The organism is Desulfomarina sp. (assembly GCF_054039375.1).
Genome location: NZ_JBPLBA010000272.1, coordinates 1 through 16,915 on the forward strand (window position 1 = coordinate 1; position 16,915 = coordinate 16,915).

Sequence of the window (16,915 nt, forward strand, 5' to 3'; positions counted from 1 at the left end):
CCTGTTTTATCAGGCGTATTTCAAAAATCACTTTAGACTGATTATAAAATGATCTGGACTGACACTTTTTCATTTGAATTCCTTATCAATTGAGATTTCCAGTGATTTTTGACCGTAGGCTAGCCTGATCAAACAGGTACATCCACAATTTGGCTGAATTTCATGGGTGATCAAGATAACTTTTGTTATTTAGAAGAAAATTACATGGTTGTTACCCCTGTGAGATTTACCCCTCTGACTGTTTTTTTCACTGGTGCTCACATTTACTGTAATTACTGAGTACTCTGCTCAGCATATCTGGAAGATCATTTTTCTGCCTGGAGCTGCGGCGCAGTTGAGTCAGCGTTTTTTCCAGGGTCAGTCGTTCGCCCATGAAAACATGACGGAGGATAAGAGAGATAAGCCGGGTGATCGTTGTCAGGTTGGATATTCTCGACTGGAGATGTTGATCACGGTCAAAGGCGGTTGAAGCAAATATTTCCACAGGTGCACCGTCCAGTTCACTGACTGAGACATACCACGTGTTTCTTTCCCTGTCTGTCGTACGATAGCGGATAGCGTTCAGCTCTTCGGGAAGTTCAGGGTCGGATCCATGGCCCTGGGGAGAATCAGGTTCGCGCCCGGAGAGCCTTGAAAGTTTTTCAAAATATTTTTCATCTGTTTTCATATGGTCGACAACACTGTGACATGTGGAACACAGGGTGATATTGTCTATGGTGGTGAGCTTTCTTTTTTTCCCGCACGCGGGGCAGGGGGAATTCTGGGATTTAGATGTCATTTTTCCACTTTCCGTCCGGAATAGTTTTTTTGATGTATTTCAGCAAACAGTGTTGAAACTCTTTGCCTGTAATTTCTCTTGCGCCAAAACTGAGTAAAAGGTCAGTTTTCATCTGGCAGTCGATCATCCGGTAGTGCATTTTCTTAAGATAAGCAACAAGGGCGATAAGGGCAAATTTTGATCCGTTTGTCACCGTTGAAAACATCGATTCTCCAAAAAAGACCCGGTCAAGACAGAGGCCGTAAAGGCCACCGACAAGCTTGTCTGCCTGCCAGCATTCAACGGAATGACAGAAGCCCATTTCATGGAGCTGAATATAGGCCTGCTGCATCTCTTCGACCAGCCAGGTGTCTTCTCCCCTGTCCTGTCTGGTCCGGGCACAGGCTGTGATAACTTGCCTGAAACACGTGTCAAATGTTATAACTGTATTTGTTTTTCGCTGATATCTTTGAAGTCTTTTCGGGATCTTGAATTCTTCCACAAAGAGGACAAGCCGAGGTGAGGTAAACCACCATAAAATGGGGTCTCCCTGGGCAAACCAGGGAAAAATACCGGAACTGTAAGCGGAGAGGATTCGTTCGGGGGACAGGTCACCGCCAATTGCCAGGAGGCCGTTTTCTTCCGCCAGATCAGGATGAGGAAAAGTCTTTCTGTTATTGAGAAGAAAAACGGACATTTCAAAAAGTCGGTCTTGGAAGGTTCGTGTGGACGGGAAAAAACTCTTCGAATGATTTCATTTGTCAGCATACGAGGTTGTGGCGGATTGATGCACCTGTGAATAATTACCCGTAATCTACCATTATTGTGAAAGTCTGCAAGTGAGAGTTGATTTCTCTGCAATTGCAGGAAGTTTTGGTGATTATCCTTTTCCTTTTTTTGCGTGGAGTGTACTATATACTTAAACATGAATCCTGCACTTCAGAAAAGCGGAATCCAGGTGATTTGCGTTTGTTTCAAAGTCTGTGGCACCTGTGAGGATTTACAACATGAAGCCTCCATGGATTGAGGGATAACGTTTTGTTGTGATGATTAATCCTATCTTGTAACACTAATGGAAAACAATTCTGAACAGAGTAATCAATCCATTTTCCCTGTAACATATGAAGATGACTATTTTTTTTCAGGCGGTGGCCGGGGGCTGCTTCTTGATGAGATGGGTCAGGCAGTAATCCAGGGCATCCCTCTGCTGGTATTGACAGGAGATGAAGGGAGCGGCAAAACTGTTATCTGTGGAAAACTTCGGGAACAGGTAAAGGGTGATTGTCAGGTTGTCTTTTTCCCCCGGACGGTGGAATCTTTTGAGGATGTCATCAGGATCATTGCCACTGCCGTCGGTATTTCCAGCAGGAAAATTACGGATGGAGGCAGCCTGAGAGATCTGTTGCAGGCAATTGCAGGATTACTTCTGGAAGAAAACAGAAAGCTGTTGATTATTTTCGATGAAGCTGAAAATATCTACCTGGCTACCCTGGAACGTATTCGGAAAATGCTGGGGCAGATGACCGAAGCCGGGGTGCATCTCTATGTACTTTTCTCCGGGAGACCTTCTTTTATTGAAAATTTTGATCAGTTGGTCATCTGTGATTTCAAGGCTGTGGAAGAAAAACAGTTTCGTCTGGAACCTCTGTCTCCAGAGGAAACAGAGTCTTTTGTCTCTGAAAGGTTGAGCTTGATGGCCAAAGATCTTTCTGCAAAAGAGCCCGGTGAGGATGTCATAGAAAGAATTATAGAAATTTCCGCGGGAAATTTCAGGATGGTGAAAAAGCTGCTCCAGGAACTTGTCGCTCCCCAGGGTCATGATACTTCATTCATGGTTTTGCTCGACACAGTTGCAACTGATGAAGAAGAACCCGCTGCACGCTGGAAATGGCCCTCGTTTTCAATGAAGAGGGTGGGGGAAGATTTTTCTTTGAAATCTCTTTTGCCCTGGTTCAGTGGAATAATCTGTCTGTTAGTTGTATTGTTTTTTGTCTTGAGAGCGTCAAATAATGAGAGCGAAACGATACATCCTCTGCGGGCTCAAGGGAAACCATCATCTTTGGACCGAATGGCTCAGCCGCAAAAAGCAAAGGAAACGCCGGCCGCGGCGGAAAAACCTTCAGAGGTCGGATTTTTAAATAAACAGGAAAAACCCGTTGCTGAAGTCAGACAGGCAGAAAAGATAGCGGTCACAATGGCAGCCGGGAAACCAGATAACAGCAGGCAGTCACTGCCGGGCGGTTTGAAGGGTGGGGAAAAAAAGGAATCAAAGCCGGTTCAATCAGTAATTATTCGCCCGGTAGAGAAAATTGATGAGGTTCGTCGGGAAACAGTGCCGGAAAACAAAGCAGAAGGAAAAACAACAACACGTCCCTCCCATACAGTTCTACAGAAAGAGCCGGTGATTGAGCTTTATCCCTCACCATACATCAAGAGAAAAGCCGGCCGGGAAATAGAGGCCGGGAAGGGTATCATCAAGGTGCGTCCCCGCACTGAAGTACGCAGGACCGGGGAGAATGACACCGGGCAGACAACTGAACAGCTGTATTTATCCAGACTGGCTGCCGGTAATCTATGGCGCAGTGGTTCCCGGGATAATATGTACACCATCCAGCTGATGGCTTTGACCGCACGGGATGCGGAAAATAATTTCAAGCAGATGTTGGAACAGGCGGATTACAGAAAGGTCGCACATAATTTTTTTATTTTCAGGAAAAAAAGCAGGCCACGGACTCTTCTGGTATTCTATGGTGAGTATTCAACCATAGCGGAAGCAAGGAGCATGAGAAAGTCGATCCCGAGGTTCCTGCAGAAACACAAACCTTATGCAATTTCCATCAAAGGGGCAATTGCCAAGGTGAGAAAATAAAGAGAGTTTGAAAAGAAACGGCGGAGTTGGAACATTACTGCTCCAACTCCGCCGTATATTCCTGGTGGAGCTAAGGGGGATCGAACCCCTGACCTCTTGACTGCCAGTCAAGCGCTCTCCCAGCTGAGCTATAGCCCCGTAAATTGACGCTTGCGCGAAAACTCGGGTATCATTACCAGGGATTTTTCCATGTGTCAATACCAATCGGATATTCTTTTGCTGTATGGTCCATATTTGTTGCCAATGAAAAAGAGGTTTGGTATGGTTTGGGGTTTTGTGAAGGAAGTTTTATCTGCCTGAAGAATCGGAAGAAATTTACTCAGTCAGACGGGTTTAAGTATTTATCAATCAGAGATATAAAGCTGTTTTCAACATGCTTTTATAATAAGGAAATTTTTTATGTATTCACCATTTAATTTTTTATTCGGCTGGCTCTCCAATGACCTGGCTATTGACCTGGGAACAGCAAATTGTGTTCTGTATGTTAAGGGGAAGGGGATAGTTCTCAGAGAGCCTTCGGTTGTTGCGGTGCGGCAGGATGGACGCATGAACAAAGTTCTTGCCGTGGGGCAGGAAGCAAAGATGATGCTGGGAAAAACGCCGGGAAATATAACGGCCATCAGGCCCATTAAGGATGGGGTCATTGCCGACTTTGAAGTAACCGAAGCCATGCTGCGGTATTTTATCAACAAAGTTCATAACAGAAGAACTCTTGTTCATCCTCGGATCATGATCTCTGTCCCTTCGGGAATCACTCAGGTGGAGAAAAGGGCAGTCAAGGAATCAGCTGAATCCGCCGGGGCAAGAGAAGTCTACCTCATCGAAGAACCCATGGCTGCGGCCATTGGAGCCGGGCTGCCGATTACTGAACCGACAGCCAATATGATCATTGATATTGGTGGCGGTACGACCGAGGTGGCTGTGATTTCTCTTGCTGGAATTGTTTATGCCAAATCTGTGAGGGTTGCCGGTGACAAGATGGATGAATCCATCCTTCAATATATCAAGAGGAAACATAATCTGGCAATTGGTGAGAGGACTGCCGAGTTGATAAAAACCACTATCGGCAATGTTTTGCCGGAAGAGCCTTTTGAAACCATGGATATCAAGGGACGTGACCTGGTGTCCGGTGTTCCCAAGACTCTGAAAATAACGGCGGAAGAGATCCAGTCGGCCATCGGGGAACAGGTGGATGTGATTGTTGAAGCTGTTCGGGTGGCGCTGGAGGTAACTCCCCCGGAGCTTGCTGCCGATATAGTTGATAACGGCATTGTCCTGACCGGTGGTGGCGCACTGTTGAAAAATCTTGATAAATGCCTCAAGGAAGCTACAGGGATGCCGATTATCGTAGCCGAAGACCCTTTGTCTTCCGTGGTGCTCGGTTCCGGAAAGGCGTTGGATAATCTTGATATACTCAGAGAAGTAACCATTGATTAGTTCGTGCCCGTCCATAAACGGTTTTTTCGCCCGAATTCTGTATCATGCAGAAAAATAATGTTTGGAATATCAGGATTATACCCGTTCCTGGTTTTTCGCATTTCTAACCTCGAACGAAAATATTCATTCCCGGACGGACATGAACTTCCCATGAATTTTTTCCATTCAGGCTTGACTGGTGAGAAAAAAAAGTAAAAATAGGCCAGGAAGCCCTTATTTCGCAACGTTCAGGGTTCTTCTCCTTCTGTCGGTTCTGCTGGTTGTCGGCCTGTTGCTTCTTGGTTCGATGTTTGGTGGTTCTTTTGGAACTCCACATCAGCTGACTCTTGATTTCATCGGTCCACTCCAGAGTGCGGTGACTAAAACCACCAGCGGGATAACGACCATTAAGAATGACTATATTGCGCTCTGGAATGTTCGCAAGGAAAACAAGAGGCTGCATAATCTTGTGGAATATTACCTGACCGAACTGGCAAAATATAAAGAAGGGTACAGTTCTTATCTCCACCTCCAGGAGCTGCTGGAGTTTAAGAAACAGCTCTCCTTCAACCCCCTGACAGCCAGGGTGGTCGGCAAGGAGCCGGCATACTGGTATCAGACCATTGTTGTTGACCGCGGCAAAAGCGATGATGTCCTCGAAGGGATGATTGTATTTACACCCGCGGGTGTTGTTGGACAGGTTATTCATACCAGTGAGAATTATTCCAAGGTGCTGCTGGCCAATGCCCCGAGCAGCGCCATTGATGCAATGATCCAGAAGAACCGGATCAGGGGTATTCTCAAGGGTGCCGGAGAAAAAGGCTATATCCTTCACTATGTGTTGAAGAATGCGGATGTGAGTGTCGGCGATCAGATTGTTACGGCCGGTATCGGTGGCCTGTTTCCAGCCGGAATGGTACTGGGGAGGGTTTCACTGGTGCATAAAGGGAGGCGGGGAATGTTTCAGGAAATAGAGGTGAAACCCGCTGTTGATTTCCAGAAACTTGAGGTCGTATTTATTGATCCCACTGACAGAAAAAAGATTCTCCAGGAGATGAATCTGTCCACAGAGAGGTGATGACGGGGGATGCTTCTTTTCTTATTCTGGCTCATTGGAGTTGTTCTGATTGTTCTGCAGACCACATTAATGCAGACGGTATCATTTGAGACGGGGACTCCTGATCTTGTTTTTATTCTTGTTGCTTTCACAGGTTATCGTTTTGCCTGGATTCCAGGGATTATTCTTGCGTTTTCCATCGGCTGGATAATGGATATAGTTGCCGGAATTCATCTTGGTTTTTACCCTCTGCTCTGTCTGCTCACTTTTGCTTCCCTGAAGTTTCTGACAAGCAACAGTCCTGTCCGGGAATCCATGTATCAGATTCCACTTGTGGGAATCAGTTTTTTTCTTATTCAGATGTTCTTTTATTTTGTTTATTCCCTTACTCTGCCGGAAGTTTTGCCGGAATGGTCCTGGGCACTTACGAGTAAAAGAACCGCTCTTGTGATCGTTGCGGCGATGCCTCTTTTTCTCCTGTTCAATGCCCTTTTCGAGTTTGTGCAGAAGAGGAAAATACGATCAAAACCATTTCGAAGAAGATCCCATGAATCTTTGTAGCCGTGTGGTTTGCCAATGGGTTTTAAGCTCCCCCTGAAAGAGATGGAAGATATTGCGGAACGTGATGATGCCGCCCTGGATCAGTTGAAAAAGAGACTCCTGGGAGCGGCTGCGGTGATTCTTGTTTTCTTCGGAATCATTGTTCTGCGTCTGTGGACTCTGCAGATCAACAGTGGTGAAGAGTATGCCCGGAGAGCATACAGCAACAGGGTCCGTGAACGGGAAGTGGCGGCACCCAGGGGGCATATTCTCGATAGAAAAGGAAAGGAGATCGTAACCAACCGGCCATCTTTCAATGTCGTTCTCATCAAGGAAGATTCGACCAATCTTGGGGATGTTCTGACCAGACTGTCTCCTGTCCTGAAGATGGATGTATCTGAATTATGGGAAAAAATCCGTCAGTCAGAGGGTTCTCCGAGATATCTTCCCGTCAGGTTGAAAGAAAATATAGACTGGAAAACCCTGGCCTATCTTGAAAATCATAACCATGAATTTTCCGGTATCCGTACCGAGGTGCAACCCGTCAGAGTGTATCATTACGGGAATCTGGCTGCCAATACTCTTGGTTACCTGGGTATTATCAGCAAAAAAGAGCTGGAAAAAGCTGACCGGAAAATTTACAAGGGGTCCGATCTGATCGGCAAGGCGGGATTGGAGAAATTACGGGAGAGCGACCTGCGCGGGGAGAAAGGGATCTATTATTCGGAGGTCAACGCCAAGGGTTTTGAGCAGCAGTTGCTGAAATCTGTTGAACCTCTTCCGGGAAGAGAAATACATCTTACCCTGGATGTGGAGTTGCAGCAGATAGCTGAAAGTTATATGGAGGCCGGTGAAAAATCAGGTGCGGTTGTGGCCATGGAGGTGAACACCGGGAGGCTTTTAGCCGTAGTTTCAACACCTTCCATACGTATTGAAGATTTTGTCGGAGGGATATCGGTAAAAAACTGGAACGCACTTAACGACAACCCGAAACATCCCCTGATAAACAAAGTCGTTCAGGCAAGTTATCCGCCCGGTTCCACCTACAAGATGGTGACTGCCCTGGCGGGTCTTGCAAAGGGAGTGATTGATGAAGAGACGGTTTTTTATTGTCCCGGACACTACAGGTTTGGCAATAGAACATACAGCTGCTGGAAACACAGTGGACATGGCCCCGTCAACCTGAAAAAGGCCATCAGTCAGTCCTGTGATGTCTACTTCTATCAGGTGGGTCAGCGCGTGGGTGTTGACGGCCTTGCTGAATTTGCCAAGAAACTCGGGCTTGGCAGGAAGACCGGGGTTGAGATGGAACACGAAAAAAGCGGTCTTGTTCCCACCAGAGAATGGAAGTTAAGAGTCAAGAAACGAAAATGGCAGGAAGGAGAGACACTTTCCATCGCAATAGGTCAGGGATTTAACCTGGTTACTCCGTTGCAGATGTGTGTTATGACGGCAACCATTGCCAACGGTGGAAAAGTGTATCGCCCTCAGCTGGTTGAAAAAGTCATCGATCCGGAAGGTAATATTGTCGAAAATTTCAAGCCGGAAATTGTCAACGAACTTGTCGGCCTCGATCGTTTTCTCAAGCTGATCCGTGAAGGAATGGAGGAGGTCGTCCAGGGAAAACGGGGCACGGCAAGGCGTGTTGCCATTAAAAACCTGAAAATTGGTGGAAAGACTGGAACGGCACAGGTTGTAAAAATTGCCCAGTACCGTCATCTGAAAGAAGAAAATATCCCTTATAAATTCAGGGATCATGCCTGGTTCACCTGTTTTGCACCTGCAGAAAAACCTGAAATTGCGGTGACTGTTCTCGTGGAGCATGGTCTCCACGGCGGTTCCGGGGCGGGACCGATAGCCAGGGCGGTGCTGAAGGAATATTTTTACAATCGTCTTCATAAAAAAGAAGTATCTGAAGAACAGTAAATCAGGGGTCGTTGTACGATGATTAAAATTGACAGAAGGCTGTTTGAACACTTTGATATTATTCTTATGCTGTTTATCTGTCTGGTCTGTACCATGGCACTTTTCAATTTATACAGTGCCTCTTATCCTCCCAGAGGATATGGAACACCGGAATATATTCGTCAAGGTTACTTTTTTCTGATGGGGTTCGGCGTATTTGTTTTTCTGATCAGTTTTGACTATCAGGAGCTGCATTCCTGGAATTATTTTTTTTATGTTGTAATTGTGGGGTTGCTTGTTTTTGTTTTTTTTGCAGGAGCAAAAGCCGGAGGTGCGCAACGCTGGATAAATCTCGGTTTTTTCAAACTGCAGCCTTCGGAGCCCGCCAAACTCATGCTTGTAATCACTCTGGCCAGTTTTTATTCAAGGAAGGAAGTGGTTGACGGCTATTCAATGATTCAACTGGTCGTACCTGTAATGCTGACTGCCGTGCCTTTTCTGTTGATCCTTCTCCAGCCGGACCTGGGAACAGCGTTGATGCTGGGTATAATTTTTGTGTCGATGACCGTTTTTGTGAAACTGCGGATGTCAACTTACCTGACAATGGGAGGCCTCGGCCTGGTTCTTGGTGTATTTGCCTGGGAGAAGGTGTTGAAGCCATACCAGAAACAAAGAATCCAGACATTGTTCAGTCCGGACAACGATCCCATGGGCCATGGATATCAGGTGTTGCAGTCAAAGATTGCCATAGGCAGCGGAGGAAAGTTCGGCAAGGGATATCTCGAAGGAACCCAGGGGCATCTCCATTTTCTGCCGGAACGGCACACTGATTTCGCCTTTGCGGTCTGGGGAGAGGAATGGGGGTTTGCCGGCAGTCTGGTTTTTCTCGGGATCTATTTTATGATGCTGATCTGGGGAATCCATGTCGCCATGGAGGCAAAAGACAGGTTTGGAGTGCTCCTTGCCTACGGTGTTGTGATGCTGATTTTCTGGCAGGCGGTAATTAATCTCCTGATGATCCTTGGATTTCTGCCTGTTGTGGGCATTCCCCTTCCCCTGGTTTCTTACGGGGGCTCGTCCCTGCTGACAACCATGCTGGGGCTGGGTATCCTGATGAATGTCCGGATGCGACGGTTCCAGAATCTTCAGACTGAGCCGTAAGACGTGGTTTTGAGGTTCAAGCCTGGAGAACCAGTTGTTTAAGGCAGAGGATGAATTCCGGATGGTCGTTCAGCGGTCGGGCTGAATGGAGACACATTCCCATTTTTTCCGCTTTTTCCCTGTAAAGTATATTGATTTCATACAGTGTCTCCAGGTGATCGGAAACAAAACTGATGGGAACCATGAGGATATTTTTCGTACCCGCCTCGGCCTGCTGTTCCAGCATCTCCGGAGTGGAAGGTGATAACCATTCAACGGGACCGCTCTTACTCTGGAAACAGAGCTTTCCAGGGAGTCCTGTGAGTTTTTCCAGGGCAGTGATCGTTCTGTTGAGGTGGTCCACATAGGGATCGCCATCCCTGATAAATGAAACCGGCAGGCTGTGGGCGCTGTAAAGTATCTGTACCTTATCCCCGTTAAACCGGGTCATGCAGGTGTGTATGGAATCCGCCAGAGCTTTGATATATTCGGGTTGATCTGGATAGGCGTCAATGATTTTCAGTGGAAGATCTGGAGCCAGTTTCTGCAGGTGTTTTTTGAGATGGTTGACGGAAGAACCAGTCGTGGCTTTAGAATATTGAGGGTAGAGACTGACAGCGATAATGGAATCAACCTTTTCAGCCAGCAGACGAGACAGGGCTTTATCAGCCATGGGTGGCCAGTAGCGCATGGAAACGACAACAGTGTAATCACCTTCATCTGCAAGAGTTTTTTCAAGGGCGGCGGCCTGACGTTGTGTCAGGGAGAGAAGTGGAGATCCACCACCGATCCGCCTGTACATGGCTCTGCTTTTCGGGGCTCGCTTTCGGGCAATAAAACAGGCCAGTGGTTTCTGCAGAAGGGAAGGACCAAGCTGGATTATTTCCCGATCCGAGAAAAGATTATAGAGAAAAGGCCCAACATCTTCCTGCCTTTCGGGTCCACCCATATTCATGAGTATTATTCCGGTTTTCGGGTATGGTGGAGTCATTGTTCGTTAGTGTATTTTCTTATTATCCACGGAACTCATCCAGGTTGGAGATGTGGCTGCCATGCAGACAGACATTGGAGTGAAAAATGACTGAAGTTTTTTGAAAAAAAACATTTTACTAAAAAAATTGTTTAATAGCCAGTCCTGCTTAGAACTATTACTTAAATGTAATCCCGGGGATGGTTCTGTTTCCTGAAAAAAGGACCTGACCTTGATTCTCCCGGAAGGGGAATATAGTATAATAGAAGGCAGGGTGGTTTTATTGAGGTCTTTTTGTCAGTGAGACGGCCTCCCGGGAATTACCCTGCCGGGGATGTAACTGGTCATGGGATTTTTAATTTTTTGTTTTTATTTAATTACGCCCATGACCATTTACCTGGAGATGTGCCGTAAGGCGCGTCTGGGGAAACAGGGAATTGTCCCTGTTTTACAATAAGATGGAGGAATTCTATGGAACTTAAGATCGAAGCCCGAAATGTTGAGTTACGCAAAGGCTGGCAGGCAAGAATTCAGGAAGAGAAAGAAAAACTGATTCGGCATTATCCTAATTTTGTTCTCCATTTGCGTGTCAGCATTGAAGCCACAACCCACCATAAGGAGGGAGGGTTTGAGATCAAACTTGTTGCATCGGTGCCAAATGATACAGTTGTTGTAACCCGCAAAGGGGAGGCCGTCCGGCCTGTACTGACGGAATCTTTCGATGTGCTGACTTTACAGCTCAAGGAAATCCAGAGAAAAAAAAGAAAAACAAAAAAAAAGTCCGGACACGTTATTCCCCAGGATGGAGTGGGTATTATAAGGAAGCTCTCCCCTTATGAGTCCTATGGTTTTATTACATCGGCTGACAAGAGAGATATTTATTTTCATGAAAATGCTTTGAAGAATATTAATATGGATGACCTTGAAGAGGGAGACAGCGTTATTTTCGGTGAATCCTTCGGGGATAAAGGACCCCAGGCAACCTGGGTGAGAGTGGCTGAATAACTGGAAGAGTTATTTCAAAGGATGTGAAAAAGGCTCCGGATGTCTATCCGGAGCCTTTCTGTTTTTTTTTGCTCCCTTCCATTAAAAGTTAATGGTATTGTGAGCTCTTCACAGGTAATTGGTCACAGGGGCCGGCCATATCGGTTCATCCATGAAAAGCTGTTCGGGAGAGTAATGTGAAAGATGAGATATACCTGATTGACGGCAGTGCCTATATATACCGTGCCTACCATGCTATTGCCCCTCTGTCAAACAGCAGTGGAACGCCAACCCATGCTGTTCTCGGTTTTATAAATATCATCAAGAGAATTATGCGGGAAAGGCAGCCGCGTTTTCTGGCCGTGGCCTTTGACAGCAGGGGAAAAGTTTTTCGCCATGATCTTTACGGTGAGTACAAGGCAAACAGGCCGCCAATGCCTAAAGACCTGTCCGTGCAGATCCCATATATTCAACAGTATGTCGAGGATGCAGGCATACCGGTCCTGAAGGAAACCGGGGTTGAGGCGGATGACCTCATCGCTTCAGCGGCTTTGCGATTAAGCAGGGGAGGTAACAGGGTTGTGATCGTGTCGGGGGATAAGGACCTGCTGCAGCTGGTGGGAGATAATATTGTCATGTGGGACCCCATGAAAGACAAGACCATGACAAGAGAGGAGGTCGAAAAAAAATACGGAGTTCCACTTGAATCACTTCTTGACACCTTTGCCCTTATGGGAGACAGCGCGGATAATATTCCGGGTATACCGGGTGTGGGGCCGAAAACAGCAGAAAAACTTATCTCGACATATGGTTCTCTTGATGGAATCTACAGCAATTTAGACTCCATGAAGAAATCCAAAATGAAGGAAAAAATCATAGCCGGAAGAGACGGGGCTTATCTCTCAAGAGACCTGATACGGTTGAAAGTTGATGTCGATGTTCCTGAAGGGCCTGACGGATATAAGCTGCGGGAACCGGACGATAAGAGACTTGCTGCAATGTATGGGGAGCTTGAGTTTACGGCCCTGCTGAAGGGGATCGATACAGCAGAATCCGTTCCGGTCGATGGTTTTATGATTATCCGGTCCCGGGAGCAGTTGCAGGAGGTGATGAAGGATCTGCAGGAAAAGTCAGTTCTAGCAGTTGATACCGAGACTACGTCGCTGGATGCAAGGAATGCAGGACTGGTTGGCATCACCCTGGCCCACGATATCTCGACGGCGTACTATATTCCCATGGGACATCTCGGAAGTGATGGAAAGCCGCGTAAAGATCAACTCCCGGAGGAACTGGTCCGGGAGGTGCTGACTCCGTTGTTTCTTGACAGGGAAAAAATTATTGTCGGTCATAATCTTAAATATGATCTTACTGTTCTTCGCCGGCAGTGGAATATTAGGCCGAAAGGCAGGCTCTTTGACACGATGATTGCCGCGTATCTTACGGAGAGTGGCGGGCGTTCACTGAAACTTGATGACCTCTGCCGGGAGCGGGGTGTTCGTCTCACCTCTTTTTCTGAAGTTGTTGACGATGATAAACGTGAAAACTGTTTCGCCCATGTTGATATAGACAGAGCGGGAATCTATAGCTGTGAGGATGTCTATGGCGCTTTGCTCCTCTTTAATGAGTTCAAAGACTTACTGGCAGTAAAAGATCTGGAATCTCTCTTCTTTGATGTGGAAATGGAAATTGTCTCCATCCTGGTGGCAATGGAAATAACCGGAATATGCATTGATGAAAATGTTCTGCAGAAATTATCCTCTGAATTTTCGGGAAAACTGCTGAAGCTTGAGGAAGAAATATATCTCCTGGCCGGACATGAGTTTAATATTAACTCTCCAAAACAGCTCGGACAGATTCTCTTTGAAGAACTGGAACTGCCCCATGGCAGGAAAACAAAGACCGGTTATTCCACAGATGTCAAAGTCCTTGAAAAACTGGCCGGGAAACATCCTCTGCCGGAAAAGATTCTGCGTTACAGAACACTGACAAAACTGCTTACCACCTATGTGGAAAAATTAAGTCAGTTGAAGGATCCGGTTACGGGGAGAATTCACACCTCCTTCAATCAGGCGGTTACCGCAACCGGTCGACTGTCCAGCAGTGATCCGAATCTACAGAATATCCCTGTACGCAGTGAAGAGGGAAACCGCATACGCGAGGCCTTTGTGCCCGGAGAGGGGTTGATTTTTCTTTCTGCTGATTATTCTCAGATTGACCTGAGGGTCCTGGCCCATTACTCAGGAGACCGGGCTCTGACCCAGGCATTTCTGCAGGGTGATGATATTCACACCAGAACAGCCGCCGAGATTTTCAGTGTCTCACCCCTGCTGGTGAATGCGGAAATGCGCAGGGTGGCAAAAAGTATTAATTTCGGCATTGTGTATGGAATGAGCAGCTTTGGCCTTTCCAGCCAGTTGAATATCAGCAGAAAGGAAGCCCAGCGGTTTATCGACCGTTATTTTCATCTTTATTCAGGGGTTGAGGAATTTATGGTGAAAATAGTGGAGGAGGCAAGGGAAAAGGGATATGTGACCACACTGCTGAAACGGCGGAGATCGGTTCCGGAAATCCATGCCAAAAATAAAATGAGACGGGAGTTTGCCGAACGGATGGCGATCAATACACCGATACAGGGGACTGCCGCGGATATTATCAAGCTGGCGATGATAGGGTGTGACGGGGCACTTGAAAAAGCCGGTTTGTCAGCAAGAATGCTGCTGCAGATTCACGATGAGCTGGTTTTTGAGTTGCCGGAAGCTGAACTGGAAAAAACACAGTCCGTAGTGAAAGCAGCCATGGAAAATGCTCTGGAACTTGCTGTTCCCCTGGTTGTCAATTTTGAAACGGGAAAAAATCTGGCAAAATCCTAGTGTCATGTCAACGATGAAATGACGTAATATTGCGCTGTAATTTTTTTGGGCCATTCTGCCTGCGGCTTTGAGCGCATAGTAGAGCTAGGAGGCTGTCCGAGAATGCCCTTTTGCCCAAACTCTTCAGAATTTGCGAAAAATAATGCTCGCAATATCACCTATATGGCTGTGCTTATTTTCCGAAAATTCTTCGATTTTGAACAAAATGCCTATTCTCGGACAGACTCCTAGCCGCAGGCGGGATGGCGCGAAAAAAGGACAAGCAATTACGTTTCCTCCTTCCTGCTACCTGTCCTTCATGGGTACGAATTTTCTTTTCACTTCACCCGTGTATATCTGCCGTGGTCGTCCGATTCGTTCCTTTTCATCCTTCATCTCTGTCCATTGCGCGATCCAGCCGGGTAAACGGCCCAGGGCAAACATGACCGGAAACATGTCCGTTGGGATTCCCATGGCCCTGTAGATGATCCCGCTGTAGAAATCCACATTGGGGTAAAGATTCCGTTCAAGGAAATAATCGTCACTGCTGACCCGTTCTTCCAGCTCTTTGGCAATATCGAGCAGGGGATCATGCAGTTCGAGTTTTTCAAAAATATCATCGCATGCCTGCTTGATGATTTTTGCGCGGGGGTCAAATGTTTTATAGACCCTGTGTCCGAATCCGGTCAGGCGGTAGGGATCATCTTTGTCCTTTGCCTTGGCAATATATTTTTCAAAATCCTTGTCGTCCGCATAGATATTTTCAAGCATCTCAATGACGGCCTGGTTGGCACCGCCATGCAGTGGCCCCCAAAGCGCGCTGACACCTGCTGAAATGGAAGCGTACAGGTTCGCACCGGAGCTGCCCACAAGCCGGACTGTTGAAGTTGAGCAGTTCTGCTCATGATCCGCGTGGAGGATAAGCAGTTTGTTGAGCGCGGAGACAATTTCAGGCTGGATTTTGTATGGCAGGTTGGGCCGGTCAAACATCATGTTCAGGAAATTTTCACAATAGTTCAGCCTCGGGCTCGGGTACACCAGGGGATGGCCGATGCTTTTTTTGTAGGAGAACGCAGCAATGGTCCGGGTTTTTGAGAGCAGGCGGGCAGCCGTTACCGTATATCCACCGTAAGGATCGTCCTCGTCGTCCATTTCAGGATAATAGTTATGCAGGGAATTAACGGTTGTTGATAAAATGGACATGGGGGAGGCATTGGGCGGGAAATGGTCAAAGAAATGAATCATGTCCTCATGCAGCAGGGCAAAACGGCGCATATCATGTTTGAATGCTTCGAGTGCCTCGAAGGTAGGGAGTTCTCCATGGAGAATGAGATAGGCGACCTCGGTGAAAGAACAGTTTTCAGCCAGTTCCTCAATGGGGTAGCCCCGGTAGTTGAGAACACCGTTTTTTCCGTCGAGATAGGTAATGGCGGATATGCAGGCACCTGTGTTCATAAATCCGCTGTCAAGGGTTATGTAGCCGGTTTCTTTTAAAAGATTGCGGATATCGAGAGCCTGTTCTCCGGTTGTGGCCTGTATAATCGGTAGCTTGTAAACTTTTCCTCCAATGGTGAGTTCTGCAAAATCGCTGGACATGGTTGACCCCTCTGTTGTCGAAATGGTGATCTGTTTTCCACACGCATTTCAAAATTTATGGATATGTTCATTATTGTTCCGGCAATCCAATAGAGTAAAGATCAATACTGTGAACAGCAGGTTCCAATGGAACCTCCTTCACTGCAGATCCTGCCATGAAGATTTGAGAATGAAGCCGGAAGGAATTGCTGTCTGCTTCACAGGAAAACAGAAAATGCCCACATATACCTGCTATGTCGCACTTTTTAATTTTCCTGTTCCTTGATCTCGAACGAAAATCCTGGTTTTTTAAGTACCCTTAAATTAAAGTCGCCTTAAAAGAACAGGAAGCAGACAGGTACACATCCCCTTATGAAAAAACGGGAATGTGTCATTTGAATGAACTCTGATTCTCAGATAATTTCCTGTCTGCTGAATTCAGGCAGAAAAGAAATTATATAACTCAGTGAGCAACTACTCAGTGGTAGTATTGTTCTGTACAAATTTGTAAGCGCTTCTTATAACACAGATTTGACATTTGAGCAAATCATCTTTACAGTAGGCGGAAAAATGACAGCCACTCTTGTGGTTGGTTGCAAAACATTTCGGGTAACTACTCACAGGGGTAGCAATTATATGATTTTATTACCTCTGAACTGTAATTGCTTACAAGTGCAGCAGATTTTTGCAGGCTCTTTTGTTCGCTATAGCCTACCTATGCGGACGAAAGAGACCGTGAAAAGCTGGGGTACTTGTGAGTAATTACCATTTCGGGAAAAGAGATGGATAAAAGTGAGAGAAAAAAACTGATTGATGAAATAATTCTCTTTATCAATTATGCGGTACCGGAAGA

At 46.5% G+C, this 16,915-nt stretch carries 12 protein-coding genes and 1 tRNA gene; 8 read left to right on the forward strand and 5 right to left on the reverse strand.

Going from position 1 to position 16,915, the window contains the following annotated elements; translation table 11 throughout:
• Positions 1–247: 247 nt before the first annotated feature.
• Together ACXLDX_RS14920 and aat are read right to left on the reverse strand one after the other, a co-directional pair.
• Positions 248–778, reverse strand: a complete 531-nt coding sequence (locus ACXLDX_RS14920; protein ID WP_457577982.1) for a TSCPD domain-containing protein — start codon at positions 776–778, stop codon at positions 248–250.
• Complete coding sequence (aat, locus tag ACXLDX_RS14925) at positions 768–1,454, reverse strand: leucyl/phenylalanyl-tRNA--protein transferase (RefSeq protein WP_457577983.1); 687 nt, start codon at positions 1,452–1,454, stop codon at positions 768–770. Before aat ends, ACXLDX_RS14920 begins: the two co-directional genes overlap by 11 nt.
• A gap of 375 nt (positions 1,455–1,829) precedes the next feature.
• Here aat and ACXLDX_RS14930 point away from each other — a divergent pair, with 375 nt between their 5' ends.
• Positions 1,830–3,626 (forward strand): AAA family ATPase, encoded by a 1,797-nt coding sequence (locus ACXLDX_RS14930; RefSeq protein ID WP_457577984.1) that lies wholly within the window; start codon positions 1,830–1,832, stop codon positions 3,624–3,626.
• Between the two features lie 62 nt (positions 3,627–3,688).
• On the opposite strand, the gene ACXLDX_RS14935 is transcribed toward ACXLDX_RS14930, so the two are convergent.
• A tRNA-Ala gene (locus ACXLDX_RS14935) sits at positions 3,689–3,764 on the reverse strand.
• Between the two features lie 261 nt (positions 3,765–4,025).
• On the opposite strand from ACXLDX_RS14935, the gene ACXLDX_RS14940 reads away from it, so the two are divergent.
• The 5 genes from ACXLDX_RS14940 to rodA all read left to right on the forward strand — a co-directional run bounded on the left by ACXLDX_RS14940 (position 4,026) and on the right by rodA (position 9,705).
• Positions 4,026–5,063, forward strand: a complete 1,038-nt coding sequence (locus ACXLDX_RS14940) for a rod shape-determining protein (RefSeq protein WP_228855874.1) — start codon at positions 4,026–4,028, stop codon at positions 5,061–5,063.
• A gap of 178 nt (positions 5,064–5,241) precedes the next feature.
• Positions 5,242–6,120 carry a rod shape-determining protein MreC gene (gene mreC / locus ACXLDX_RS14945; protein ID WP_457577985.1) on the forward strand — a complete coding sequence of 293 codons (879 nt, stop codon included), beginning with the start codon at positions 5,242–5,244 and terminating at the stop codon, positions 6,118–6,120.
• 9 nt (positions 6,121–6,129) lie between these two features.
• Complete coding sequence (locus tag ACXLDX_RS14950; protein WP_457577986.1) at positions 6,130–6,660, forward strand: hypothetical protein; 531 nt, start codon at positions 6,130–6,132, stop codon at positions 6,658–6,660.
• 15 nt (positions 6,661–6,675) lie between these two features.
• Complete coding sequence (mrdA, locus tag ACXLDX_RS14955) at positions 6,676–8,565, forward strand: penicillin-binding protein 2 (protein ID WP_457577987.1); 1,890 nt, start codon at positions 6,676–6,678, stop codon at positions 8,563–8,565.
• 18 nt (positions 8,566–8,583) lie between these two features.
• Positions 8,584–9,705 (forward strand): rod shape-determining protein RodA, encoded by a 1,122-nt coding sequence (gene rodA / locus ACXLDX_RS14960; RefSeq protein ID WP_457577988.1) that lies wholly within the window; start codon positions 8,584–8,586, stop codon positions 9,703–9,705.
• A 16-nt stretch (positions 9,706–9,721) separates the two neighbouring features.
• On the opposite strand, the gene hemH is transcribed toward rodA, so the two are convergent.
• A complete protein-coding gene (gene hemH / locus ACXLDX_RS14965; protein ID WP_457577989.1) occupies positions 9,722–10,675 on the reverse strand; it encodes a ferrochelatase in 954 nt (317 codons plus the stop codon).
• Positions 10,676–11,125: 450 nt separating this feature from the next.
• Here hemH and ACXLDX_RS14970 point away from each other — a divergent pair, with 450 nt between their 5' ends.
• Both ACXLDX_RS14970 and polA read left to right on the forward strand, forming a co-directional pair.
• Positions 11,126–11,659, forward strand: a complete 534-nt coding sequence (locus ACXLDX_RS14970; RefSeq protein ID WP_457577990.1) for a cold shock domain-containing protein — start codon at positions 11,126–11,128, stop codon at positions 11,657–11,659.
• A 176-nt stretch (positions 11,660–11,835) separates the two neighbouring features.
• The gene (gene polA / locus ACXLDX_RS14975; RefSeq protein WP_457577991.1) at positions 11,836–14,508 is read left to right on the forward strand and encodes a DNA polymerase I; all 2,673 of its coding nucleotides are present in this window, start codon (positions 11,836–11,838) and stop codon (positions 14,506–14,508) included.
• Between the two features lie 285 nt (positions 14,509–14,793).
• Here polA and ACXLDX_RS14980 read toward each other — a convergent pair whose 3' ends face one another.
• Positions 14,794–16,083, reverse strand: coding sequence for a citrate synthase (locus ACXLDX_RS14980; protein WP_457577992.1), 1,290 nt, complete (start codon positions 16,081–16,083; stop codon positions 14,794–14,796).
• Between the last annotated feature and the right edge of the window lie 832 nt (positions 16,084–16,915).